Here is a 22,105-nt window from a genome sequence, read left to right as displayed (position 1 = left end):
GATGGCGGACCATATCGACAAGAACGCAAGATTCGAACAGGGCATGAAGACCCGCCGCTCCGTGCTCGGCGACGCCCATGTCGACCGCGCACAGACCATGACGTCCGGTTTCGACCAGCCTTTCCAGCAGCTCATCACCGAAGCCGCCTGGGGCACGGTGTGGTCCGGCAACCACTGGACGAAGCGCGAGCGCTCGATGGTCACCATCGCCCTGCTCGCCGCACTCGGGCAGGACGAAGAACTTGCCATGCATGTGCGCGCCACCGCCAATACCGGCGCCACCGAGGCGGATATTCGCGAGGCGCTGCTGCATGTGGCGATCTATGCCGGCGTGCCCGCCGCCAACCACGCTTTCAAGATCGCCAAGCTTGCCCTGGCCAGCATGAAAGCCGATAGTTCCCCTGATAATTCTGGCACTTATAATTCTGGCGATGAGGAGGAGACGAAATGAGCAACCAGCCGCCGGAAACCGGACCGTTCTTCGCACGCAACCGCGATATTCATCCGCTCGCCTATGCGCCCGGCTACAAGACCTCGATCCTGCGCTCGCCGCAGCGCGCGCTGATTTCGCTTGAGGGCACCAAAAGCGAGATCACCGGTCCCGTCTTCGGCCATGGCATGCTGAACCCGCTGGATAACGACCTCATCCTCAACTATGCCCGCCCCGGCGAAATGCCGGTCGGGCCGCGCATTCTCGTGCACGGCCGGGTGCTGGACGAGCGCGGCCGCGGCGTGGATGGCGCGCTGGTGGAATTCTGGCAGGCCAATGCCGGCGGGCGCTACCGCCACAAGAAGGAAAGCTACCTCGCCGCCATTGATCCGAATTTCGGCGGCGTTGGCCGCACGATCACCGATGAGAACGGCTATTACTGGTTCAAGACCATCCAGCCCGGCGCTTATCCCTGGCCGAACGGCGTCAATGACTGGCGGCCGGCCCATATTCATTTTTCCGTCTTCGGCCACGGGTTCGCCCAGCGGCTCATCACCCAGATGTATTTCGAAGGCGACCCGCTGATCTGGAAATGTCCGATCGTCAAGACCATTCCGGATGAGGATGCGATCAGAAGACTGATCGCGCCGCTGGACATGAATGCGACGCTGCCGATGGACATGCTGGCCTACAAGTTCGATATCGTCCTGCGCGGTCGCCGCTCGACCCTTTTCGAAAACCGCATGGAGGGCAACTGACCATGGTTCAGCCGCTCAACTATCTCAAGGAAACCGCCTCGCAGACGGCAGGCCCCTATGTGCACATCGGCTGCACGCCGAATTTCGTCGGCATCAAGGGCGTGTTCGAGAAGGATCTCGGTTCCGGTCCGCTTTATAACGACAAGGCGCGCGGCGAACGCATCAGCGTGCGCGGCACGGTCTATGATGGCGCCGGAATGGCGCTGAAGGACGCGCTGATCGAAATCTGGCAGGCCGATACCGACGGTTATTACAACAGCCCCAGCGAAACGCGGGGCAAGGCCGATCCGAATTTCATCGGCTGGGGCCGTTCGCCGGGCGACATGGATACGGGCGAATTCGTCTTCGAAACCATCAAGCCTGGCAAGGTGCCGTTCCGCGACGGCCGGCCGATGGCGCCGCACATCACCTTCTGGATCGTCGCACGCGGCATCAATATCGGCCTGCAAACCCGCATGTATTTTCCCGAAGAACAGGAGGCCAATGCCGCCGACCCGGTTCTTGCCCGCATCGAGCAGAAAAGCCGCATCGCCACACTTGTCGCCAAAAAAGAGGAAGGCAACGTCTATCGTTTCGATATCCGCCTTCAGGGCGAAGGCGAAACCGTGTTTTTCGATATCTGACGCATATCACGCAAAAGTGTGCAGCGGTTTTGCGACGACGATATGCGCAAAAGAAAGCGAGACGGAAGATGAGCCTTTCCCCCTTCGAGCATCCGTTTTTATCAGGCCTCTTCGGCGACAGCGAGATCGTCGAGCTGTTTTCGGCAAGAGCGGATATCGACGCCATGGTCCGTTTCGAGACGGGGTTGGCGCAGGCGGAAGCACAGGCCGGCATCATCCCCGAGGATGCAGCGGAAACGATCGTTTCGCGGCTTTCGGACTTTGCCGCCGATATGACCGCGCTTCGCCATGGCGTCGCGAAGGACGGCGTCGTGGTTCCCGAACTCATCCGGCAGATGCGCGCGTCGGTCGCCGGTCAGGCGGCGGACAGAGTGCATTTCGGCGCCACCAGCCAGGATGTCATCGATACGAGCCTGATGTTGCGGCTGAAGGCTGCGGCGGAAATCATCTCCGCCCGGCTCGGCGGCCTGATCGATACGCTGGGAGACCTTGCCTCCCGCGACGGCCACAACCTCCTGACGGGCTATACCCGCATGCAGGCCGCCATCGGCATCACCGTCGCCGACCGGGCGGTGAGCTGGACTGCGCCGCTGGAACGCCACCTGCTGCGGCTCGAAAGTTTCACGCAGAGCGGCTTCGCCCTGCAATTTGGCGGCGCGGCCGGCACGCTGGAAAAGCTTGGCGACAATGCCGCAGCGGTGCGGGCCGATCTCGCAAAACGGCTCGGCCTTGCCGACAGGCCGCAATGGCAGAGCCAGCGCGACGGCATCGCCGAATTCGCCAATCTGCTCTCGCTGATCACCGGCGCGCTCGGCAAGTTCGGGCAGGATATTGCGCTGATGGCCGAGCTCGGTGCGGAAATCCGCCTCTCCGGCGGCGGCGGTTCCTCGGCCATGCCGCACAAACAGAACCCGGTCAATGCCGAAGCGCTGGTGACGCTCGCACGCTTCAATGCCGTGCAGATATCCGCCCTGCACCAGTCGCTCGTGCACGAACAGGAAAGGTCCGGCGCGGGCTGGATGCTGGAATGGCTGTCGCTGCCGCAAATGGTGACGGCAACGGGCGCCTCGCTGCTGATCGCCGAGCGATTGGCCGAGCAGATAGACAGGCTGGGCACAGGCGAGAACTAGAGCATTTCCAGGAAAAGTGGACCCCGGTTTTCCGTCCGGAAATGCGTCAAAACAAAGAGGTGGAGTGTTTTCGCGGTTAGAAGAAAAGCGAAAAAACTCTAGCCGCAAGGCCGGTCGATTTCGTGGTCAGACAGGGTTTCCGGGCACTGCCGAACGGCGGGCCGGAGGCAACATGACGACGCGTGGAAAGCGCTTGCGCTTTTCCGCATTAGTCGTTGATAAAAAAGACTTTATTCAGAAATCCAGAAAATGAAAAAACAGCATGAAAGCTGCTTTTTAACCGGACATGACGCTTGACACAAAAATGAACTAACTGGTACAAACATTATGATTAACAACCTGCCGCCGACAGGGGTTTTGAAGCCTGCAGCGACAGTGAACGACAAATGGAGGGCTTTGGCGCCGCAAGGTTTCCAAAGCGATGCGGACAAGGCGAAACGCCTGTCCGGACCCGAACGGGTTGGGAGGAAGAATGTCTTACAGTCTCGATTTTTCGGCGGTCATGGACCGCCTTCCCGAGCTGCTTTTAGCCTGTCTGGCGACGATCGGCCTTGCGATTGCCGGCATGTCGCTCGCCACCGTCATCGGCGTTCTGGGCGTCGTCGCCCGCCGCTCGCGGTTCAAGCTGCTGCGCGGCCTCGTCATCGGTTTTGTGGAAACAATCCGCAACACGCCGTTTCTGGTGCAGATATTCTTCATCTTCTTCGCCCTGCCGCAGATCGGCATCAAGCTCAACCCGACGGTAACGGCCATCATTGCGCTGGCTCTGAACGGCGGCGCCTATGCGATTGAAATCATTCGCGGCGGGGTCGATTCCATTCCCAAGGGCCAGGTCGAGGCTGGGCTTGCGCTCGGCCTTCACCGCGCGCAGATCTTCCGGCACATCATCCTGAAGCCGGCGCTGCGGGCGGTCTATCCCTCGCTCACCAGCCAGTTCATCATGCTGACGCTGACCACCTCGGTCTGCACCTCGATCGCCGCTTACGAGCTGACCTCGGTGGCGCAAAAGATCGAGGCGGATACCTTCCGGTCCTTCGAGGTCTATTTCTCGATCACGCTGCTTTATCTGGTCATTTCCTCGCTGATGATGGGCATTTTCTCGCTCATCTCCCGCGCATCCTTCAGCTATCCGGTCAAGTGAGGAAAAGACAATGGCATCCATCGGTCCCAACGAACTCTTCTTCCTGCTGCAAGGCCTGAAATGGACGCTTGCGCTGACCATCATCGGCTTTATCGGCGGCGGCGTCTTCGGCCTTTGCGTGGCGCTTGCCCGCGTCGCGGATAGCCCGGCAATCCAGCGCGCCAGCACCGGTTATATCGCCGTCTTTCAGGGTACGCCGCTCCTGATGCAGCTTTTCGTGGTCTATTACGGCGTGGCGCTTGCGGGCCTCAATGTCGATGCCTGGATTGCGGTCGCCATCGCTTTTACGCTGCATGCCAGCGCCTTCCTCGGCGAAATCTGGCGCGGCGGCATCCAGGCGGTGCCGAAGGGCCAGACGGAAGCCGCCAATGCGCTCGGCCTGCACTACGTATCGCGCATGAAGGACGTGGTTCTGCCGCAGGCCTTCAAGATTTCGCTGCCGGCCACCATCGGTTTCCTCGTGCAGCTCATCAAGGGCACCTCGCTTGCGGCCATTGTCGGCTTCGTCGAGCTGTCGCGCGCCGGCCAGATCGTCTCCAACCAGACATTCCGCCCACTCACCGTCTTCGCCCTCGTCGGCGTCATCTATTTCCTGATCTGCTGGCCGCTTTCCCTGTGGGGCGCCAGCGTTGAAAAGCGGCTGCAGACCGCAACCCGCTAAGTCCATGAAGACCTCATCAGCTTTGTAAGGAGGAGCAAAAGATGAAAACCACCAGCATGAAATTCTCTCGTCGCGCCCTGCTCGCGCTCTCCGCGGCAACGGTTGCCCTGCCCTTCGTCGCACCGGTCGATGCTTTCGCCGGCACGGTGGAAGAGGCCAAGGCCAAGGGCAAGGTCGTCATCGGCATTCAGGGTGATAACTCGCCGTGGGGCTTCGTCAATTCCAGCGGTGTGCAGGATGGTCTCGACGCCGATATCGGCAAGGCCTTTGCCGATTATCTCGGCGTCAAGGTTGAATTCGTACCGCTCGCCGTGGCCAACCGCATCCCCGCTTTGCTGACCGGCAAGGTCGACCTGCTGTTCGCAACCATGGGCATGACGGCCGAACGCGCCAAGACCATTCAATATTCCAAGCCCTATGCCGGCAACGTGCTTTCCGTCTACGGCCCCAAGGACAAGAAGATCGCCGGCTATGACGATCTGACCGGCATCGCTGTCGGCGTGCCGAAGTCGAGCGCCATGGACACTTCGATCACGGCAGGCGCTGGCTCCAAGGCCAATATCCTGCGATTCGACGACGACGCCGCCAATATTCAGGCGCTGATTTCCGGCCAGGTCGAGGTCGTCGGCGGCAACCAGTTCTACGGCGACCGCCTGAACAAGGCCGCCGAAGGCAAATACGAGCCGAAATTCGACCTGACGACGCTCTACAACGGCGCCGGCACCCGCCCCGGCGAAAAGGACTGGAACGAGACCGTCAACGCCTTCCTCGACAAGATCAAGTCCGACGGCCAGCTCGCAAAGATCTACGACAAGTGGATGAAGCGCGAAGTCCCGGCCTTCCCGGACAGCCTGCCCGACATCCCGTTCACCGTGAAGTAACGGCGGGTTCCGTCTGGATTTGGGAGGAGGAAACAATGAAAATCTTGAAAACCCTGACGGGTTGGCGAGCAACCCTTGCGGCGGGACTGACGGCAGCTTTGCTGCCGGTTCTGACGCCGGTGGCGGCAGATGCCAGAACGCTTGACGAGGCAAAAGCCAGCGGCAAGGTCGTGATCGGTATCCAGGGCGATAATGCGCCCTGGGGTTTCATCAATTCCACCGGCGTTCAGGAGGGTTATGACGCCGATCTCGCAAGGGGATTTGCGGATTATCTGGGGCTGAAGGTGGAATTTGTGCCGCTTGCCGTCGCCAATCGCATCCCTTCGCTTCGCACCGGCAAGGTCGATGCGCTGTTCGCATCGATGGGAATGACACCGGAGCGGGCGAAGAACGTGCAATATGCGCAGCCCTACGCACATAATGTCATGTCGGTCTATGCCACAAAGGACAAGAAGATCGCCGGTTTCGACGATCTGACCGGAATGACCGTCGGCGCACCGAAATCCAGCCCGATGGATACGGCCTTGACCGCAGGGGCTGGTACCAAAGCGAATATCCTTCGCTTCGATGACGACGCCGCCACCATTCAGGCGATCCTGTCGGGCCAGATCGAGGCGATCGGTGGCAACCAGTTCTATGGCGACCGACTCGCGGCTGCCGGCGGCAAGGACTACGAGGTGAAGTTCGACCTCGTGACCCTCTACAACAGCGCCGCCACACGCCCCGGCGAAAAGGACTGGAACGAAGCGCTGAACGCCTATCTGGACAAGATCAAGGCCAATGGCGACCTCGAAAAAGTCTACGCAAAATGGATGAAGCGCCCGGTACCGCAGTTCCCGGCCTCGCTTCCCGACATTCCCTACACCGTCAACTAACACTGCTGCCAAAGCATGAAGGAAAGTTCCATGCCGCAATCCGCCGCTCAGGCTCCGCTGATCGCCCTTGAAGGGGTGGGAAAGTGGTATGGAGCCTTCCACGCGCTTAAAAACGTCAACATGACGGTTCGCAAGGGCGAGAAGATCGTTCTTTGCGGGCCGTCCGGTTCGGGCAAATCCACGCTCATCCGCTGTATCAACCATCTGGAGGAAATCCAGGAGGGCAAGATCACGGTCGAGGGAACGACGCTGTCGGATTCCAGCCGCGCCATCGATGCGGTTCGCCGCGAAGTAGGCATGGTGTTCCAGAGCTTCAATCTCTTTCCGCATAAGACCATCATGGAAAACTGCACGCTCGCACCCATGCGGGTGAAGGGCCTTTCCAAGGCCGATGCGGAGGCGACGGCGCGCAAATATCTGGAGCGCGTGCGCATTCTCAACCAGGCCCACAAGTACCCGGCCCAGCTTTCCGGCGGCCAGCAGCAGCGTGCGGCAATCGCCCGGGCGCTGTGCATGGAACCGAAGGCCATGCTGTTTGACGAACCGACCTCGGCGCTCGACCCGGAAATGGTGAAGGAAGTGCTCGACACCATGATCGGCCTTGCCCGCGACGGCATGACGATGATCTGCGTGACCCATGAAATGGGCTTTGCACGGCAGGTGGCCGACCGGGTGATCTTCATGTCGGAAGGCGAGATCATCGAGGAAGGCCCGCCGGAAGAATTCTTCCGCGATCCCAAGCACCAGCGCACGCGCACGTTCCTCGGCGAAATTCTCGCCCACCACTGAGGTTCGCGCGCTCTTAAGACAGGCGGGGATAATCCCGCCTCTCCCACACCGTCCGATGAGCGACACGTGATCATGACAGAGAAAACATCCTTCAAGGTCGGCCTGATTGGCGCCGATATACAGCTTTCCAAATCGCCCGCGCTGCACATGCGCGAAGGGGCGGCTCACGGCCTCGACTATTCCTACGAGCTGGTGGATGTCACCGCCCGCAAGCTGCCGCCGAGCGCCCTTCCCGACCTGCTGGACGAGCTGGAAGCGCGCGGTTTTTCCGGCACCAACATCACCCATCCCTTCAAGCAGGCCGTTATTCCGCATCTGCACGAACTGTCGGACGATGCCCGCATGCTGGGCGCGGTCAATACGGTCGTCTTCCGGGACGGACGCCGCATCGGCCACAATACCGACTGGTACGGCTTTTACGAAAGCTTCGTGCGCGGGCTGCCGGATGCGCGGCGTGACCGGGCGCTTCTGGTCGGCGCGGGTGGCGCTGGCGTTGCGGTGGCCCATGCCGCATTGAAGCTCGATATCGCCCGTCTCGACATTTTCGACCGGGATTTCCCAAGGGCGGAGCAACTGGCCCTGGAACTCAATGCCCGCTTCGGTGAGGGCCGCGCGCTTGCCGTCAAAGACCCCGCCGCTTCCCTGTCCTTTGCCGATGGCCTGATCCACGCCACGCCGATAGGCATGCCGGCCCATCCCGGCATGCCGGTTCCGGCCGATCTCATCGAACGGCGGCACTGGGTGGCCGATATCGTCTATATGCCGCTTGTCACCGAGCTATTGGCGACGGCGGCGAAAAAGGGCTGTCGCACCCTGCCCGGCGGCGGCATGACGGTGTTTCAGGCTGTTGGCGCATTCCGCCTCTTCTGCGGCCGCGAGCCGGATGCCGGGCGCATGACGGCGCATTTCACCGAGCTTTGCATGGCGGAGGGCGTCGCATGAGCCTTTTCACTGTTCTGAACGGTCCCAACCTCAACCTGCTCGGCCAGCGCCAGCCGGAAATCTATGGTTATGAAACGCTCGCCGATATCGAGGTCAATTGCCGTGGGATCGCCGAAACCGCGGGCCACGATCTGTTTTTTGCCCAGAGCAACCGGGAATATGAGCTGATAGACTGGATTCACGAAGCCCGCGGCAAGTCCGCGGGCATTGTCATCAATCCCGGCGCCTTTACCCACACCTCGGTCGCGATCCTCGATGCGCTCAATGCCTTCGAGGGGCCGGTGATCGAGGTGCATATTTCCAACATCCACAAACGCGAGGTCTTCCGGCACCACTCCTATATCTCGACCCGCGCCGAAGGCGTGATCGCCGGCCTCGGCATCGATGGTTATGAGGTGGCGCTGCGCCACCTCATCAATCGCCTTTCCCGATCCGCGTAATATGCTCGGGCATCAATACATAGCGCAGCAACATCTCCGCCACATGCGCAGACAGCGCTTCCTGGCCGGCCTCGCTAAAAAGCGTGTCGCCAAAATTGAACGAAAATGTCTCGGTGTTCGAGACGTTATAAAAAGACAAAGCACTGATCTGCCAATGCAGTTCAAGAGCGTCCAATCCGGGCCGAAACACGCCGGCATCCTGCCCGCGCTTCAATATTCGGCGCATGATTTCAATGGCCGGTCGGTTGACGTTGCGGATCGCTTCGGAAACCCTGATGTGCCTGCCGTGGTGAATGTTTTCCGTCATCACCATCCGCACGAAAGCGGGGTTGCGGCGGTGGTGCTCGAAGGTAAACCGACAGAGCTTCTCAAGTGCGGCGATCGGCTCGAGATCATCCAGCTCAAGACTGCCTTCGCCGCCGCGCACCTGCGCATAGGCTTCCTCCAGCACGCGTTTGTAAAGGCCTTCCTTGTCGCCGAAATAATAATAGATCATGCGCTTGGACGTGCGCGTGCGCGCCGCAATCTCATCGATGCGGGCGCCCGAAAGGCCATTCTGCGAAAATTCCTCCATCGCGACGGAAAGAATATCCCGGCGCACCCCTTCCGGATCGCGCTTCGCCTGCCGGGTATCGCGGGTGCCTTTGGAGGTCGTGCTTTTGCTCATGCTTCATTCCCTGGACGGGGCTTGCCTCTGGCTGCGTCCCCTTTATTAACCAATCAGTACATAAGGCTGAAAAGGAAGGCAATATGGCGAGCTATGACACAATAAGACACGGCATGCCAATGCGCACATCCATTGCAACCGTATCGATCAGCGGCGAATTCCCCGAAAAGCTGGCGGCCATCGCCAAAGCGGGGTTTTCGGGCGTTGAGATTTTCGAAAACGATTTCCTGACCTACGACGCCTCGCCGCGCGAGGTGAAAGCACTGGCCGCCGATCACGGGCTGGATATCACCCTTTTCCAGCCGTTCCGCGATTTCGAGGGCATGCCGGAGCCGCACCGGAGCCGCGCTTTTGAAAGGGCCGAGCGCAAATTCGACATCATGGGCGAACTCGGTACCGACCTGATGCTGATCTGCTCGAATGTCTCGCCGGTCTCGCTCGGCGGTATCGACCGCGCCGCCGCCGATTTCCATCAGCTCGGCGAGCTTGCGGCAAAACATGGCGTGCGCGTCGGTTACGAGGCGCTGGCCTGGGGTCGCCATATCAGCGATCACCGCGATGCCTGGGAGGTGGTGCGCCGTGCCGATCACGCCAATGTCGGCATCATCCTCGATAGTTTCCATACGCTGTCGCGCAAGATCGATCCCAATTCGATCCGCTCCATTCCCGGCGACAAGATTTTCATCGTGCAGCTTGCCGATGCGCCGCTGATCGACATGGACCTGCTCTACTGGAGCCGCCACTTCCGCAACATGCCGGGCGAAGGCGATCTGCCGGTGGTGGATTTCATGCGCGCCGTGGCCGCAACCGGCTATAGCGGCCCGCTATCGCTCGAAATCTTCAACGACCAGTTCCGTGGCGGCTCCGCCCGGCTGCTGGCCGAAGATGGCCACCGCTCGCTCATCAACCTGATGGATCAGGTGCGCCGTCTCGAACCCGATATCCGCATCGATGTGCCCGCCATGCCGGAACGGGTGGAGACGGAAGGCGTGGAATTAGTCGAATTCACCACAGCACCGGAAGAAAAACCCAATCTGGAAGCCCTTCTCGCCACGCTCGGCTTTGAAAACACCGCCCGGCACCGCAATCGCGATGTCGATCTTTATACGCAGGGCGATATTCGCATCGTCATCAATACCAGCGATGGCGGCGACAGCTTCGCGGGAGCCTCCTATTCCATCCACGGCACGAATGCCTATGCCTTCGGGCTGAAGGTGGATAATGCCGGGGCAGCCCTTGCCCGAGCGGAAGCACTGGGCGCGCCCACCTTCGCCGAGCCGCGCAAATCAGGCGAAGTCGCCGTTCCCGCCATTCAGGGCGTGGGCAACGGCGTCATCTATTTCCTCGATGCTTCACCAGAGCTTTCCTCCATCTGGGACAATGAATTCGTGCCGACGGAAGGCCGAACGCCGGAAGGCGATGCCGGTCTCAGGCGGATCGATCATCTTGCGCAAACAACGCATTACGATGAAATGCTGACCTGGCTTTTATTCTACACCTCGCTGTTTGCGACGCGGCGCACGCCGATGATCGATGTAGTCGATCCGGGCGGGCTGGTGCGCAGCCAGGCGATTGAAAGCGTGCCCTCGCCGCATTTCCGTCTGACCATGAACGGTGCGGACAATCGCAAGACCTTCGCCGGCAAATTTCTGGCAGAGGGCTTCGGCACCAGCATCCAGCACATCGCGTTTGCCACCGACGATATCTTCGCCACAGCAAAAGCCCTGCAGGCGCGCGGTTTCCACGCCCTGCCGATCTCGCGCAATTATTACGACGATCTGGAAGCCCGTTTCGGGCTGGAGCCGGAGTTTTCCGATGCGCTCAGGGCCGCGAGCATTCTTTATGACCGCGACGACAATGGCGAATATTTCCAGATCTACAGCCGCACCTTCGGCGAGGGTTTCTTCTTCGAAATCATCGAAAGGCGCGGAGCCTATGGCGGTTATGGCGCGATGAACGCCCCCTTCCGCATCGCCGCACAAAGACGGCTTGCGCCGCCGGTCGGCATGCCGAAGGAATAACTCCCGGCACCGAAATACGATCAGGCCGCAGCCGGCAGGAATGCCGCTGCAGCCTGTTTTCATTCACGCCAATGTCGTTATCTCATAGTCGCGTGGAATGGCGGAGGTCGCCGTGAACCACTCGGACGCCCGCGTCCGCTGCTGATGGAAATCGAAGGCGGCACGGTCGGCGAAAAGCTCCTCCACCTGCCAGATCAGGGGATCGTCTGTCTCGGACACCTCGAAGGAAAGACAGCCGGGTTCCGCTCTGGTCAGACGCAGATGTTCGGGAAGGTGGCGCCGCACCAGCTCGACATCATCCTTGGACAAGCACCGTAAAAAGCCCCTCAGCCTGACTGCACCTGCCTTGTTGTTCATGCCCGGCATTCCCATTCCTCATCGTTCTTCCCAAAGGTTTTTAGCGACAATAATCGTGGAATACACGCATCATTGCGAAGCATTCTTCAGGAATGCGCGCTCAAAATCGGTGCAGCTGCGCATTTGTAGAGCAGTACACAAAAATTGTTCAACACTCTGGACATGATTGTTCGGTTTTGTTAGCTTTTTCGCAAAACAAGGGTGGGGAATTAGAGTTACATGCGCATCGTCGAATCTGCGGCCGACGCAAATCATCCGGCCGGTACCGATGAGGTTGCCTGCGGCGCTTCGGTGACATCGAATGTGCCGTGTCCGCGGGCGACGGCCAATGCGCATTTTGCCGACAAAGCGGCCTGAAGACATGCAGTTCTTCGCGACATTCCCGTCCCTGCCCATGGCGTCGCCCAGCATGCGCCTGCCCGAGACATTTTCCCCTTCCTCATTTTCACATGGCCGCGCCAGCTTTGCCGCGCAGGCCACGCCGGAGACGCTGACATGACTGCCGCACCCGCAAACGCCCTCCTCTCGGTCGAAGGCCTGAGCGTCGAGTTCGGCAATAGCCGCGTCGTGGACGATATCTCCTTCAGCGTCGAGCCCGGCCGCACGGTCGCGGTCGTCGGCGAGTCCGGATCGGGAAAATCGGTCACCTCGCTTTCCACCATGCGCCTTGCGGACATGATGGGCGCGACCTACCCCACCGGCAAAATCCTGTTTGAAGGCAAAGACTTGCTGAAAGCGTCGCAGAAAGAGATGCGCGCGATCCGCGGCAAGGAGATCGCCATGATCTTCCAGGAGCCGATGACCTCGCTCAACCCCGTCTTCACCATCGGCGACCAGATCTGCGAAGTGCTTGTCCTGCATGAGAAGATGGGTAAACAGGCGGCGATGGCGGAAGCGCAGAAGCTGCTTGAAATGGTGCGCCTGCCCGATGCCGCCGAGCTTCTGAAGCGATACCCGCACCAGCTTTCCGGCGGCATGCGCCAGCGCGTGATGATCGCCATGGCGCTCGCCTGCCGGCCCAAGCTTCTGATCGCCGACGAGCCGACGACAGCGCTTGATGTGACGATTCAGGCGCAGATCCTCAACATCATGCGCGACCTGCAAAAGAAGCTCGGCATGGGCATGGTCTTCATCACCCATGATATGGGCGTGGTTGCGGAAATGGCCGATGACGTCGTCGTCATGTGGAAGGGCAAAAAGGTCGAGGAAGGCCCGGTCAAGGATATCTTCGCCAATCCGCAGCACCCTTACACGCGCGCCCTGCTTTCCGCCGTTCCGCGCCTTGGCAGCATGGAAGGCGAAGCCTTCCCGAAGCGCCTGCCGCTCACCGTGCTACAGGATGGCCAGCCGGTCGTGATCGGTGAAGAGCGCGTGCAAAATACCGCGAAATACGACCAGAAGCCGCTTCTGTCGGTCAAGGACCTCTTCGTGCGCTTCGATATCCGCAAGAACCTGTTCGGCAAGGCAACGCACCGGTGCAGCGCCGTGCAGAAGGTCAGTTTCGATATTCATGCCGGCGAAACGCTTGCGCTGGTCGGCGAATCCGGGTCGGGCAAATCCACCATCGGCCGCACCATTCAGCAGTTGCAGTCGGCCATCTCGGGCGAAATAACCTTCAACGGCCGCAGCTTTGCACAGATGTCGGCGGCGGAACGCTTCCGCATGCGTCAGGAAGTGCAATATATCTTCCAGGACCCCTTCGCGTCGCTCGATCCGCGCAAGACTGTTGGTTTCTCGATTGCCGAGCCGATCAACACCCATGGTTTGATCAATGATCAGAAGGCCGTAAAGCGGCGGGTGGATGAATTGCTGGAGCGTGTGGGCCTCTCCTCCGAGCACGCCGCGCGGTATCCGCACGAGTTTTCCGGCGGTCAGCGCCAGCGCGTCTGCATTGCCCGCGCGCTTGCCTCCGATCCGAAGCTCATCATCGCGGACGAGGCTCTGTCGGCGCTCGACGTCTCCATTCAGGCGCAGATCATCAATCTGTTCATGGATTTGCAGGCCGAGCGTGGCCTCGCCTATCTCTTCATCAGCCACGACATGGCTGTCGTGGAAAAGATGAGCCACCGCGTCGCCGTGCTTTATCTTGGCCAGATCATGGAAATGGGCAGCCGCCGCCAGGTCTTCGAAACGCCGACGCATGATTACACCCGCCGCCTGCTATCAGCCGTGCCGGTGGCCGATCCGACCATAGAGCGCCGCATCGCGATGATCGAAGGCGAAATTCCCAATCCCGTGCGCCGTGTCGGCGATGAGCCGGCCATTCTCGCCCATGAGGAAATCAATCCGGGCCACTTCATCGCGAAGAGCGCCTGAATAACAACCAGAACCACAACCATCTGAAGAGGAACAGGTAGATGACAATGATCAAGAAGGGGATGACGACAACGTTCGTCGCGCTTGCCATGGCCGCAACGGCCTTTACCGCCGCACCGGCTCTTGCCGCCGGCAAGATGACCATTTCCAGCCCGCAGGATCCGGGCAGCTGGGATCCGATCGACACCTTCCTCGTGCAATGGGCGGCTGTCGCCACCAACATTTTCGATGGCCTCACCTATCGCGGCCCGGACCTGAAACTTGTGCCCGGCCTTGCCGAATCCTGGGAAGAGCTGAATGAGGGCAAGCGCATCCGCTTCAAGCTGCGCCAGAACGTCAAGTTCCACAATGGCGAGCCCTTCAACGCCGCCGCCGTCAAGTTCACCTTCGAGCGCCTTCTCGGCGAACAGGGTGCCAAGGGCCCGCAGCGTTCCAACTATGTTTCCATCGAAAGCGTTGATGTCATCGACGATTACACCGTCGACATGAAGCTGAAGGCGCCCGATCCGGTGCTTCTCACCAAGCTTGCCGGTTATGGCGGCATGATCGTGCCGCCGAAATATATCCAGGAAAAGGGTGAGGACAACTTCAACCTCAATCCGGTCGGCACCGGCGCGTTCAAATTCGTATCCTATGCGCCGAAGACCAACATCAAGCTTGAAGCCAACCCGGATTATTGGGGCGGTGCGCCAAAGCTTTCCGAACTGGAATACCGCTTCATCTCCGAGCCGGCGACCGCCGTTGCCGAATTGCAGGCGGGCCGCGTCGATCTCGTCATTCCGCCCACCATTCCGATTGGCATGATCCCGGTCATCGAAGGCGATTCCAAGCTTCAGATCGTCAGCGTTCCCGGCCCGACGGTCGATGCGCTGCGTTTCAACACCCGTGACGGCATCACCGCCGATCCGAAGGTGCGCAAGGCCATCATCATGGCTGTCGACCGCGGCACGATCGTCAAGTCGATCCTCGCCGGTCAGGCATCGGAAATTGCGAGCTTCCAGAGCGCGCTGTCCTTCGGCTACGACGCCGATCTGAAACCGCTGCCTTACGATCCGGCAAGCGCAAAGAAGCTGCTCGCGGAAGCCGGCGTCAAGCCGGGTGCGGCGCTGCAGATCGATATCAGAGGCAACGATGCGACGATGAACGAAGTGGCGCAGGTCATCTCCAGCTACCTGTCCATGGTTGGCATCACCGCCACCATCAAGCCCTATGAAACCAACGTTCTCCTGAATGACATCATCCCGCAGGGCAAAACCGGTGCGATGTTCCAGCAGAAATGGGGCGGCTGGACCTTCGATTACGACAACACTGCCTATTCCATGTACCACTCGGGTGAAAAGTGGAACCCCTATGACAAGGACGAAAAGCTGGACAAGCTTCTGGAATCCCAGCGTCCGCTGACGGACCGTGCCGAGCGCGAAAAGATCCTCAAGGAAATCGGCAGCTACACTGCCGAACGCGCGCTGGAAATCCCGCTTTACAACACCAATGCCATTTACGGCATCAACAAGCGGGTCAAGGGTTTCGTCGCACCGCCGGATAACCGCCTGAAGCTGACCGACGTCACCGTCGAATAATCAGGCTGGTTTCTGATCAACACCTTGCCCGCCGAATGCGGGCAAGGCCGGATCTCTCTTCAAGGTAAAAAACGTGGCCGGTTTCCTCATCAAGCGATTGCTGCAGGCGATTTTTGTCGTCATCGCCATCACCCTTCTCGTTTCCTTCGCCATCCGCCTGACGGGTGACCCCGCCGTCACCATGTTCCAGGGCGGCGGCAGCATGACGGAAGATGATCTGGCGCGCATCCGCGCGGCGCTCGGCACCGACCGGCCGTTCTTCGTGCAATATTTCAGCTTCCTGAAGGGGCTCGTGACGCTGGATTTCGGCCGCAGCTTCACCGGCAGCACGCCGGTCTCGCGCCTCATTGCCGATGCCCTGCCCGCAACGCTCCTCTTGGCCTTCATCTCCATGGCGGTGTCAATTGCGCTTTCCATTCCGCTCGGCATCAAGGCGGCGACCTCGCGCGGCAAGACGGCCGATCAGGTGATCCGCATATTCTCGCTCGTCGGCCTGTCCTTCCCGAATTTCTGGCTAGCCACCATGCTGGTGCTGTTGTTCTCCATCACGCTCGGCTGGCTGCCGCCAAGCGGCATGGGTGGTTTCGCCAGCTACATCATGCCCGCGGTTACCATGGGCGTCATCCTGACGGCCACCAATGTGCGACTGGTGCGCACGGCCATGCTTGATACGCTGCGCTCTCAATACGTCATGGTCGCACGCGCCAAGGGGCTGAGTGAAAGCAAGGTTCTCTACAAACACGCGCTGCGCAACTGCGCCATTCCGCTGATTACCTATTTCGGCCTGCAATTCGGCGGACTGCTGGGCGGCATCGTCGTCATCGAGCGCGTCTTCAACTGGCCGGGCCTCGGCACGCTGGCCTTCGATGCGGTCGGCGCGCGCGATTATCCCGTGCTTCAGGCCGTCATCACCGTGCTGTCGCTGATGATCGTCGGCATCAACCTTCTGGTCGATATCGCCTATGGGCTTGTCGATCCGCGCATCCGCACGGAGTAAGTGACGATGGCTGCCAAAACCTCGCGTCTCGCGCGCTTCACCAATCTCGAATTCGTCCTCGGCGCTTTCCTCACCGTGGTCATCTGCCTTGCCGTCGTCTTTTCCGACGTGCTGTTTCCGGGCGGCGCGGACAAGATCGACCTGATGGCGCGCCTTGCCAAACCCTTCGCCAATGCCGCCCATCCGCTCGGCACCGATCCGCTGGGACGAGACGTTCTCGCCCGCGTCGTCGCCGGCGGCAAGATTTCGCTGCTGGTCGGTTTCACCTCGGTCATCGGTGCTGTCATCTTCGGCGTCGCGGTTGGCCTGGTGGCGGGTTATTATCGCGGCTTCTGGGATATGCTGGTCATGCGCTTTGCCGATATCCAGCTCGCCATGCCCTTCATCCTGCTAGCCATCACCTTCATCGCCATTGTCGGCGGCAGCCTCACCAACACCATCATCCTGCTGATCGTCTCGCAATGGGTGCAATATGCCCGTCTCGTGCGCGGCTCGGTGCTGACGCTGCGGGAGCGGGAATTCATCCTTTCCGCCCGCGCCATCGGCGTAAAAGACTGGCGCATCATCCTTCAGCACCTGCTGCCGAACCTCATCGGCCCGGTCATCGTGCTGATGACGCTCAATGTCGCCAACAATATCCTGCTGGAAAGCAGCCTCACCTTCCTCGGTCTCGGCGTCGATCCGACCATTCCGAGCTGGGGCGGCATGCTGGCGGATGGACGGACCTATCTGCAGACCGCATGGTGGGTCAGCGTCTTCCCGGGTCTTGCTATCCTTCTGACGGTGCTTGGCCTCAACCTTCTCGGCGACTGGCTGCGCGACAGCCTAGACCCCACCGGCAGAACCTCGAGGTAACAGCGATGAGCCAGATTTTCGACCAGACTTTCGAACGCACGCTGGATGCGCTTCTCGCCAATGCCGAGCCCGGCCAGTCCTTCGAGGCATGGAGCTTCGATGACGCCAAAAGCCGCCGCGAAGCCGAAAACCGGCTGAAGAAAAAAGGCGTCAGCGCCCGCATCCGCAGCGCCTACAAGCCGCTTCTCTTCACCTTTCTGGAAGAGATCAACCTTGATGGCGTCGATACCATCGAGGTGCGTTACCCGGTGCATGCCAACGCACCCGCCAATCGTTTCCGGCTGGAGGCCTATCCGTTGGCGGCGCTGGTGGGCGATGCGAAGCTGGATTTCATCGCCCGCGAGGACGATGCCTTCCACTATGATGTTACGCTGAGCCGCGACGGCAAAACGGAAACTCTCAAGGTTCTCGCTCCAAACCGGGTCCATACCGATATCGTGGGTGAAACCAATGTCTCCCCCACCGGCTGGTTCCGGCTTGCCGGTGATGCCTCGGGCGAGCGGCTGGAGACGGAATACGAGCAGCTTTTCCATGCGGCAATCAACGCCGTCGCCAATCACGGCTGGGGCAATGATGAGCCCTATTTCGAAGAGCTGAACATCCGCGTCGCGCATCCGGCCGAGGACTTGGCCCTCTCCGTTGGCGATGAGGTCGTCAGCCTGCGCGAGGCGCTGCATGAGGATTTTTACTTCTCGCTCCTGGAGTTCTTCCAGAAGAAGTCAGGCCGTCCATTGGGTGACAGGGGCCTGAAACCCGGCCAGATCGTGCCGGAAATCGTGAAAAGTGAAGGCGAAGTCTCCGTTCGCATCGAGACACGTCCGCTCACCACAGCCTTCCTTGATGGCGGCGAACAGCTGATCGATGAGGCACGCGAACCGATCGCTGCGGGCCAGATCGCAAAACTGCTCTCAGGCATCGGCGGCGAGGCTTTCGAGGCGCGTTCCCGCTCCGGCCGCACCCTTGCCGCCCGATATGTTACCGGCAGCGATGCTGCCGTGATGATCAGCGGTGGCCAGCATCCGAACGAAACCACAGGCGTCGTCGGCGCGATCCGCGCGGCCCGCAAACTCGTCGCACGCAAGGGCGCGCATTTCACGATTTCTCCGCTGGAAAACCCTGACGGTTATGCCCTGCACCAGCGCCTGCGCGTCGACAATCCGCGCCATATGCACCATGCCGCGCGCTACACGGCACTCGGCGATGACCTCGAATATCGCACGCTGGAAAATTCAGGCAGCCATCTCAACGAGAAGGAAATCCGCTTCAAGGCGCAGGAGATAAGCGGCGCGAAGCTGCATGTGAACCTGCACGGTTATCCCTCGCATGAATGGACCCGGCCGCTTTCCGGCTATGTCCCGCGCAATTTCGCCATGTGGACGCTACCGAAGGGTTTCTTCCTCATCATCCGCCACCATGCGGACTGGGAAAGGCAGGCCGAAGCCCTGCTCGACCGGGTAACCCGCCATCTCGGCGCCATTCCCGGCCTGCTCGATTACAACAACCGACAGATCGCTCTTTATGAAATCCACGCCGGCGAAACCGGTTTCCGCATCATCAACGGTTTCCCGTGCCTGTCCTCCGTCGACGACCGCCACACCGTGCCGATGACGCTGATCACCGAATATCCGGACGAGACGATCTACGGCAACGACTTCATCACCGGCCACACCGCGCAGATGGAAACGGTTCTCTCCGCCTATGATGCCTGGCAGGAGATTCTCGTCAGGGAAGTGGCCTGATATCGCGGCCGCCCTCGATGGGCGGCCTATTTTCCCGCCGAACCGGCGAGTTTTTGGTCCCGCTGCTTCTGCAAAAGCCTCTTGCCCTTGCTCAGAATATGCAGATTAGCGGCATCAAGCTTGTTGTACCCGGCCTGAATAATATCAAGATCGGCAACGTGACCGATTGCTGCCAGTTCATGCATCACGTCGCCAATAGCGACATCGACACTCGGCTTTTGCAGGTTGACCACATCCTCCACCGCAGCGTGCATGCCTTGCGCGTCTCCGCCCATGACGTGATACAGCGCCAGCGCCTTGCGAAGAAATGCTTCGCGGCGCTCGATCTTGTTGTTGAGTATACTTTCGCCAACGCGATCCCGCATCAACTCAACAACTCTATTTTGATATTCGCCCATCAGACACCAAATAAAGTTCACAATATGCTTCGCGAGGCTACAAACAATCCCCTTAGAACTGGTTAAGGCACGAGGCTTGCGCGGGTATGACCGTCATTTTCGAAACATGTCACAAAAGCTGGTTTTCATGAGGAAGCATTTCGATACCACGTGCCCGCGAAAACACCGGGCGTGATGGCTGCGGCGGCGCTATATAGTGAGAATCACGGGATGATCACTATTGTGCGATCTTATATGAGACAAAGCCGGTGAGACGGGCATTGATAACCGTCAGGTTATTTATCACCCCCCTTATTTCATTTTACTTTGGCCACCGCACTCATCAATCTGGCAGTCTGGATCGGTGGATGGGAGCCACGGATCAATTGGGAGGAAATCATGAAATTACGGATCACCGCCGCCATCGCGGCCATCTGCTTCAGTACTGCCGCTTATGCCGATACAATCAAAGTAGGCGTGGTCGGTCCGTTCTCCGGCCCCTTCGCGCTGCAGGGCAAGAACTTCAAGGCCGGCATTGACGCCTGGTTCGCGCTTCACGGCAACAAGGTCGGCGACGATACGGTGGAGGTCGTCTATCGCGATGTGCCGCAGGCCGATCCGGCGCAGTCCAAGGCGCTGGCGCAGGAACTGGTGGTCAAGGAAGGCGTGCAATATCTCGCCGGCTTCTATTTCACCCCGGATGCGATGGCCGTCACGCCTTTGCTGAAGCAGGGCAATGTGCCGATGGTTATCATGAATGCCGCCACTTCGGCCATCGTGACCAAGAGCCCCTATGTCGTACGCACCTCGTTCACCACCTGGCAGACCTCCACCCCCATCGCCAAGGTGGCCTTTGATGGCGGCGTTAAAAAGGTCATTTCGCTGGTCAGCGATTACGGCCCCGGCGTCGATGCCGAGAACGCCTTCAAGGCGGCCTTCACCGCCGCCGGCGGCGAGGTTGTCGAAAGCATCCGCATGCCGCTTTCCACCAATGATTTCAGCCCGATCATGCAGCGCGTGAAGGATTCCGGCGCGCAGGGCGTTTTCGCCTTCCTGCCGTCGGGCCCAACGACGCTCGGTTTCGTCAAGGCCTTCAACGACAACGGGCTGAAATCATCGGGCATCAAGCTTTTCGCACCGGGTGATCTGACGCAGGAGTCCGATCTGCCGGCGCTCGGTGAAGCGGCGCTTGGCATGCAGACGACCTTCCACTACGCCGTCTCGCATGATTCGCCTGAAAACAAGACTTTCGTGGAAGCCGCGACCAAGGCCATCGGCAACCCCAAGGAACTCTCCTTCCCCGCAGTCGGCGCCTTTGACGGCATGTATGTCATCAGCAAGATGATAGAGGCCACCGGCGGCAAACAGGATGCGGAAAAGGCAGTGGCGGCTGTGAAGGGTCTTTCCTGGACAAGCCCGCGCGGCCCTGTCAGCATCGATCCGGAAAGCCGACACATCACGCAGAACATCTATCTGCGCGAAGTGGCCAAGGCAGATGACGGCAGCTACTACAATAAGGAAGTCCAGACGTTCGAAAAACAGGGCGATCCGGGCCTCGCCGCAGCAAAATAACAGCGGCCATTCAAAGCGGGTCGAACCGTCCTTGCGGCGGTTCGGTTCCGGCCCGGTTCGGGCATTGCAGCACCGGGAGGAGCTTTTTCAGCATGCAGACGGTCTTCAGCATCCTTATCGATGCGCTTGCCTATGGCATGGTCCTGTTCATTATCTCCATCGGCCTTTCGGTGACGATGGGGCTGATGCGGGTGGTCAATCTGGCGCATGGCGCCTTCGCCATGATCGGCGGTTACCTCGCCTCCTATGCCGCCCATGGCCTCGGTCTCGGTTATGCGGCGGCGATCCTCGTCGCCATTGTCGGCACCATCGTCATCGCCATTCCGCTTGAGCGTTTTCTCTATCGCCGCATCTATGGCGCGCCGGAACTGACGCAGGTGCTGATGACCATCGGCATCACCTTCTGCATCATCGGCATCGCCAATTTCGTCTTCGGCCCGACGCTAAAGACCATTCCGCTGCCGCAGCAGCTTGCCGGCCCCACCGATCTCGGCTTCCGCACCATCGCCACGCATCGCATCTTCGCCATTGCCTGCGGTCTGGCTGTTGCCGGCGCATTGTGGTTTACCTTCGAAAAGACCGCCTTCGGCATCAAGCTGCGCGCTGCTGTCGATAATGCCGCCATGGCGGCCGCACTCGGCGTTCGCACCGAGGTTATCTATGCCGTCAGCTTCGCCATCGCCGTCGGCCTTGCCGCCATGGGCGGCGTCATCGGCGCGGAATTGCTGCCGGTCGAACCCTATTATGCGCTGCGCTACATGGTGACCTTCCTCGTGGTGGTCTCGGTCGGCGGCGCGGGCTCCATTCCCGGCGCGCTGATCGCCTGCCTGCTGCTCGGCGCCATCGATACGACCGGGCGCTACCTCGCCCCCGAATATGGCGAATTCTTCTTTTATCTGGCGGTCATCGTGATCATCACGCTGTTCCCGCGCGGCCTTCTCGGAAGGACGAAATGAG

The 22,105-nt window shown here is 60.2% G+C and carries 23 protein-coding genes; 20 read left to right on the top strand and 3 right to left on the bottom strand.

The window, feature by feature from the left end:
• Position 1: 1 nt before the first annotated feature.
• From pcaC to aroQ, 11 genes are all read left to right on the top strand, one after another.
• A complete protein-coding gene (gene pcaC / locus ACQZ5G_RS22415; RefSeq protein WP_020811506.1) occupies positions 2–451 on the top strand; it encodes a 4-carboxymuconolactone decarboxylase in 450 nt (149 codons plus the stop codon).
• Positions 448–1,188, top strand: a complete 741-nt coding sequence (gene pcaH / locus ACQZ5G_RS22410; RefSeq protein ID WP_003505508.1) for a protocatechuate 3,4-dioxygenase subunit beta — start codon at positions 448–450, stop codon at positions 1,186–1,188. The genes pcaC and pcaH overlap by 4 nt, the downstream gene beginning before the upstream one ends.
• A 2-nt stretch (positions 1,189–1,190) precedes the next feature.
• A complete protein-coding gene (gene pcaG / locus ACQZ5G_RS22405; RefSeq protein ID WP_448738546.1) occupies positions 1,191–1,811 on the top strand; it encodes a protocatechuate 3,4-dioxygenase subunit alpha in 621 nt (206 codons plus the stop codon).
• A 68-nt stretch (positions 1,812–1,879) separates the two neighbouring features.
• The gene (locus ACQZ5G_RS22400) at positions 1,880–2,941 is read left to right on the top strand and encodes a 3-carboxy-cis,cis-muconate cycloisomerase (protein WP_003519807.1); all 1,062 of its coding nucleotides are present in this window, start codon (positions 1,880–1,882) and stop codon (positions 2,939–2,941) included.
• A 472-nt stretch (positions 2,942–3,413) separates the two neighbouring features.
• Positions 3,414–4,082, top strand: a complete 669-nt coding sequence (locus tag ACQZ5G_RS22395) for an amino acid ABC transporter permease (protein ID WP_003519808.1) — start codon at positions 3,414–3,416, stop codon at positions 4,080–4,082.
• A 10-nt stretch (positions 4,083–4,092) separates the two neighbouring features.
• Complete coding sequence (locus ACQZ5G_RS22390) at positions 4,093–4,743, top strand: amino acid ABC transporter permease (RefSeq protein WP_080853538.1); 651 nt, start codon at positions 4,093–4,095, stop codon at positions 4,741–4,743.
• A 41-nt stretch (positions 4,744–4,784) separates the two neighbouring features.
• Positions 4,785–5,624, top strand: a complete 840-nt coding sequence (locus ACQZ5G_RS22385) for a transporter substrate-binding domain-containing protein (RefSeq protein ID WP_448738545.1) — start codon at positions 4,785–4,787, stop codon at positions 5,622–5,624.
• Between the two features lie 35 nt (positions 5,625–5,659).
• Positions 5,660–6,499: a transporter substrate-binding domain-containing protein gene (locus tag ACQZ5G_RS22380; RefSeq protein WP_448738544.1), complete on the top strand. Its 840-nt coding sequence runs from the start codon at positions 5,660–5,662 to the stop codon at positions 6,497–6,499.
• 30 nt (positions 6,500–6,529) lie between these two features.
• Positions 6,530–7,288 carry an amino acid ABC transporter ATP-binding protein gene (locus ACQZ5G_RS22375; protein WP_448738543.1) on the top strand — a complete coding sequence of 253 codons (759 nt, stop codon included), beginning with the start codon at positions 6,530–6,532 and terminating at the stop codon, positions 7,286–7,288.
• Positions 7,289–7,360: 72 nt separating this feature from the next.
• Positions 7,361–8,230, top strand: a complete 870-nt coding sequence (locus tag ACQZ5G_RS22370) for a shikimate dehydrogenase (RefSeq protein WP_448738542.1) — start codon at positions 7,361–7,363, stop codon at positions 8,228–8,230.
• The gene (gene aroQ, locus ACQZ5G_RS22365; protein ID WP_448738541.1) at positions 8,227–8,670 is read left to right on the top strand and encodes a type II 3-dehydroquinate dehydratase; all 444 of its coding nucleotides are present in this window, start codon (positions 8,227–8,229) and stop codon (positions 8,668–8,670) included. The genes ACQZ5G_RS22370 and aroQ overlap by 4 nt, the downstream gene beginning before the upstream one ends.
• On the opposite strand, the gene ACQZ5G_RS22360 is transcribed toward aroQ, so the two are convergent.
• Positions 8,645–9,337, bottom strand: a complete 693-nt coding sequence (locus tag ACQZ5G_RS22360) for a TetR/AcrR family transcriptional regulator (RefSeq protein WP_448738540.1) — start codon at positions 9,335–9,337, stop codon at positions 8,645–8,647. The two genes, aroQ and ACQZ5G_RS22360, sit on opposite strands and share 26 nt — an antisense overlap.
• A 119-nt stretch (positions 9,338–9,456) precedes the next feature.
• Between ACQZ5G_RS22360 and ACQZ5G_RS22355 the strand changes: the two genes are divergently transcribed.
• Complete coding sequence (locus tag ACQZ5G_RS22355; protein WP_448738603.1) at positions 9,457–11,358, top strand: bifunctional sugar phosphate isomerase/epimerase/4-hydroxyphenylpyruvate dioxygenase family protein; 1,902 nt, start codon at positions 9,457–9,459, stop codon at positions 11,356–11,358.
• A gap of 63 nt (positions 11,359–11,421) precedes the next feature.
• Here ACQZ5G_RS22355 and ACQZ5G_RS22350 read toward each other — a convergent pair whose 3' ends face one another.
• Positions 11,422–11,724, bottom strand: a complete 303-nt coding sequence (locus ACQZ5G_RS22350; RefSeq protein WP_142781375.1) for a putative quinol monooxygenase — start codon at positions 11,722–11,724, stop codon at positions 11,422–11,424.
• Positions 11,725–12,043: 319 nt separating this feature from the next.
• On the opposite strand from ACQZ5G_RS22350, the gene ACQZ5G_RS22345 reads away from it, so the two are divergent.
• From ACQZ5G_RS22345 to ACQZ5G_RS22320, 6 genes are all read left to right on the top strand, one after another.
• Positions 12,044–12,214: a hypothetical protein gene (locus ACQZ5G_RS22345; RefSeq protein ID WP_448738539.1), complete on the top strand. Its 171-nt coding sequence runs from the start codon at positions 12,044–12,046 to the stop codon at positions 12,212–12,214.
• Positions 12,211–14,031: an ABC transporter ATP-binding protein gene (locus ACQZ5G_RS22340; RefSeq protein WP_448738538.1), complete on the top strand. Its 1,821-nt coding sequence runs from the start codon at positions 12,211–12,213 to the stop codon at positions 14,029–14,031. The genes ACQZ5G_RS22345 and ACQZ5G_RS22340 overlap by 4 nt, the downstream gene beginning before the upstream one ends.
• A 41-nt stretch (positions 14,032–14,072) precedes the next feature.
• Complete coding sequence (locus ACQZ5G_RS22335; protein ID WP_448738537.1) at positions 14,073–15,608, top strand: ABC transporter substrate-binding protein; 1,536 nt, start codon at positions 14,073–14,075, stop codon at positions 15,606–15,608.
• A 73-nt stretch (positions 15,609–15,681) separates the two neighbouring features.
• On the top strand, positions 15,682–16,605 hold the full coding sequence (locus ACQZ5G_RS22330; RefSeq protein ID WP_172965715.1) for an ABC transporter permease: 924 nt from the start codon (positions 15,682–15,684) through the stop codon (positions 16,603–16,605).
• 6 nt (positions 16,606–16,611) lie between these two features.
• On the top strand, positions 16,612–17,460 hold the full coding sequence (locus ACQZ5G_RS22325) for an ABC transporter permease (protein WP_059758452.1): 849 nt from the start codon (positions 16,612–16,614) through the stop codon (positions 17,458–17,460).
• A 5-nt stretch (positions 17,461–17,465) separates the two neighbouring features.
• On the top strand, positions 17,466–19,199 hold the full coding sequence (locus tag ACQZ5G_RS22320) for a M14 family metallopeptidase (RefSeq protein ID WP_448742681.1): 1,734 nt from the start codon (positions 17,466–17,468) through the stop codon (positions 19,197–19,199).
• Between the two features lie 26 nt (positions 19,200–19,225).
• Here the strand turns inward: ACQZ5G_RS22320 and ACQZ5G_RS22315 are convergent, their stop codons facing one another.
• A complete protein-coding gene (locus tag ACQZ5G_RS22315) occupies positions 19,226–19,597 on the bottom strand; it encodes a hypothetical protein (RefSeq protein ID WP_220319315.1) in 372 nt (123 codons plus the stop codon).
• Positions 19,598–19,975: 378 nt separating this feature from the next.
• On the opposite strand from ACQZ5G_RS22315, the gene ACQZ5G_RS22310 reads away from it, so the two are divergent.
• Together ACQZ5G_RS22310 and ACQZ5G_RS22305 are read left to right on the top strand one after the other, a co-directional pair.
• Complete coding sequence (locus ACQZ5G_RS22310) at positions 19,976–21,148, top strand: ABC transporter substrate-binding protein (RefSeq protein WP_448738535.1); 1,173 nt, start codon at positions 19,976–19,978, stop codon at positions 21,146–21,148.
• A 92-nt stretch (positions 21,149–21,240) separates the two neighbouring features.
• Positions 21,241–22,104: a branched-chain amino acid ABC transporter permease gene (locus ACQZ5G_RS22305; RefSeq protein WP_448738534.1), complete on the top strand. Its 864-nt coding sequence runs from the start codon at positions 21,241–21,243 to the stop codon at positions 22,102–22,104.
• Position 22,105 lies beyond the last annotated feature (1 nt).

It is taken from the genome of Agrobacterium sp. 22-214-1, assembly GCF_053522465.1.
This window is presented reverse-complemented; position numbering and strand designations above follow the sequence as displayed.

Coding starts and splice junctions, on each gene's coding strand:
- ACQZ5G_RS22345 (WP_448738539.1), top strand. CDS start 12,044: ATGCGCATTTTGCCGACAAAGCGGCCTGAAGACATGCAGTTCTTCGCG.
- ACQZ5G_RS22315 (WP_220319315.1), bottom strand. CDS start 19,597: ATGGGCGAATATCAAAATAGAGTTGTTGAGTTGATGCGGGATCGCGTT.
- ACQZ5G_RS22375 (WP_448738543.1), top strand. CDS start 6,530: ATGCCGCAATCCGCCGCTCAGGCTCCGCTGATCGCCCTTGAAGGGGTG.
- ACQZ5G_RS22385 (WP_448738545.1), top strand. CDS start 4,785: ATGAAAACCACCAGCATGAAATTCTCTCGTCGCGCCCTGCTCGCGCTC.
- ACQZ5G_RS22340 (WP_448738538.1), top strand. CDS start 12,211: ATGACTGCCGCACCCGCAAACGCCCTCCTCTCGGTCGAAGGCCTGAGC.
- ACQZ5G_RS22400 (WP_003519807.1), top strand. CDS start 1,880: ATGAGCCTTTCCCCCTTCGAGCATCCGTTTTTATCAGGCCTCTTCGGC.
- aroQ (WP_448738541.1), top strand. CDS start 8,227: ATGAGCCTTTTCACTGTTCTGAACGGTCCCAACCTCAACCTGCTCGGC.
- ACQZ5G_RS22370 (WP_448738542.1), top strand. CDS start 7,361: ATGACAGAGAAAACATCCTTCAAGGTCGGCCTGATTGGCGCCGATATA.
- ACQZ5G_RS22320 (WP_448742681.1), top strand. CDS start 17,466: ATGAGCCAGATTTTCGACCAGACTTTCGAACGCACGCTGGATGCGCTT.
- ACQZ5G_RS22350 (WP_142781375.1), bottom strand. CDS start 11,724: ATGCCGGGCATGAACAACAAGGCAGGTGCAGTCAGGCTGAGGGGCTTT.
- ACQZ5G_RS22360 (WP_448738540.1), bottom strand. CDS start 9,337: ATGAGCAAAAGCACGACCTCCAAAGGCACCCGCGATACCCGGCAGGCG.
- ACQZ5G_RS22335 (WP_448738537.1), top strand. CDS start 14,073: ATGACAATGATCAAGAAGGGGATGACGACAACGTTCGTCGCGCTTGCC.
- pcaC (WP_020811506.1), top strand. CDS start 2: ATGGCGGACCATATCGACAAGAACGCAAGATTCGAACAGGGCATGAAG.
- ACQZ5G_RS22310 (WP_448738535.1), top strand. CDS start 19,976: ATGAAATTACGGATCACCGCCGCCATCGCGGCCATCTGCTTCAGTACT.
- ACQZ5G_RS22395 (WP_003519808.1), top strand. CDS start 3,414: ATGTCTTACAGTCTCGATTTTTCGGCGGTCATGGACCGCCTTCCCGAG.
- ACQZ5G_RS22355 (WP_448738603.1), top strand. CDS start 9,457: ATGCGCACATCCATTGCAACCGTATCGATCAGCGGCGAATTCCCCGAA.
- pcaG (WP_448738546.1), top strand. CDS start 1,191: ATGGTTCAGCCGCTCAACTATCTCAAGGAAACCGCCTCGCAGACGGCA.
- ACQZ5G_RS22305 (WP_448738534.1), top strand. CDS start 21,241: ATGCAGACGGTCTTCAGCATCCTTATCGATGCGCTTGCCTATGGCATG.
- ACQZ5G_RS22390 (WP_080853538.1), top strand. CDS start 4,093: ATGGCATCCATCGGTCCCAACGAACTCTTCTTCCTGCTGCAAGGCCTG.
- ACQZ5G_RS22325 (WP_059758452.1), top strand. CDS start 16,612: ATGGCTGCCAAAACCTCGCGTCTCGCGCGCTTCACCAATCTCGAATTC.
- pcaH (WP_003505508.1), top strand. CDS start 448: ATGAGCAACCAGCCGCCGGAAACCGGACCGTTCTTCGCACGCAACCGC.
- ACQZ5G_RS22380 (WP_448738544.1), top strand. CDS start 5,660: ATGAAAATCTTGAAAACCCTGACGGGTTGGCGAGCAACCCTTGCGGCG.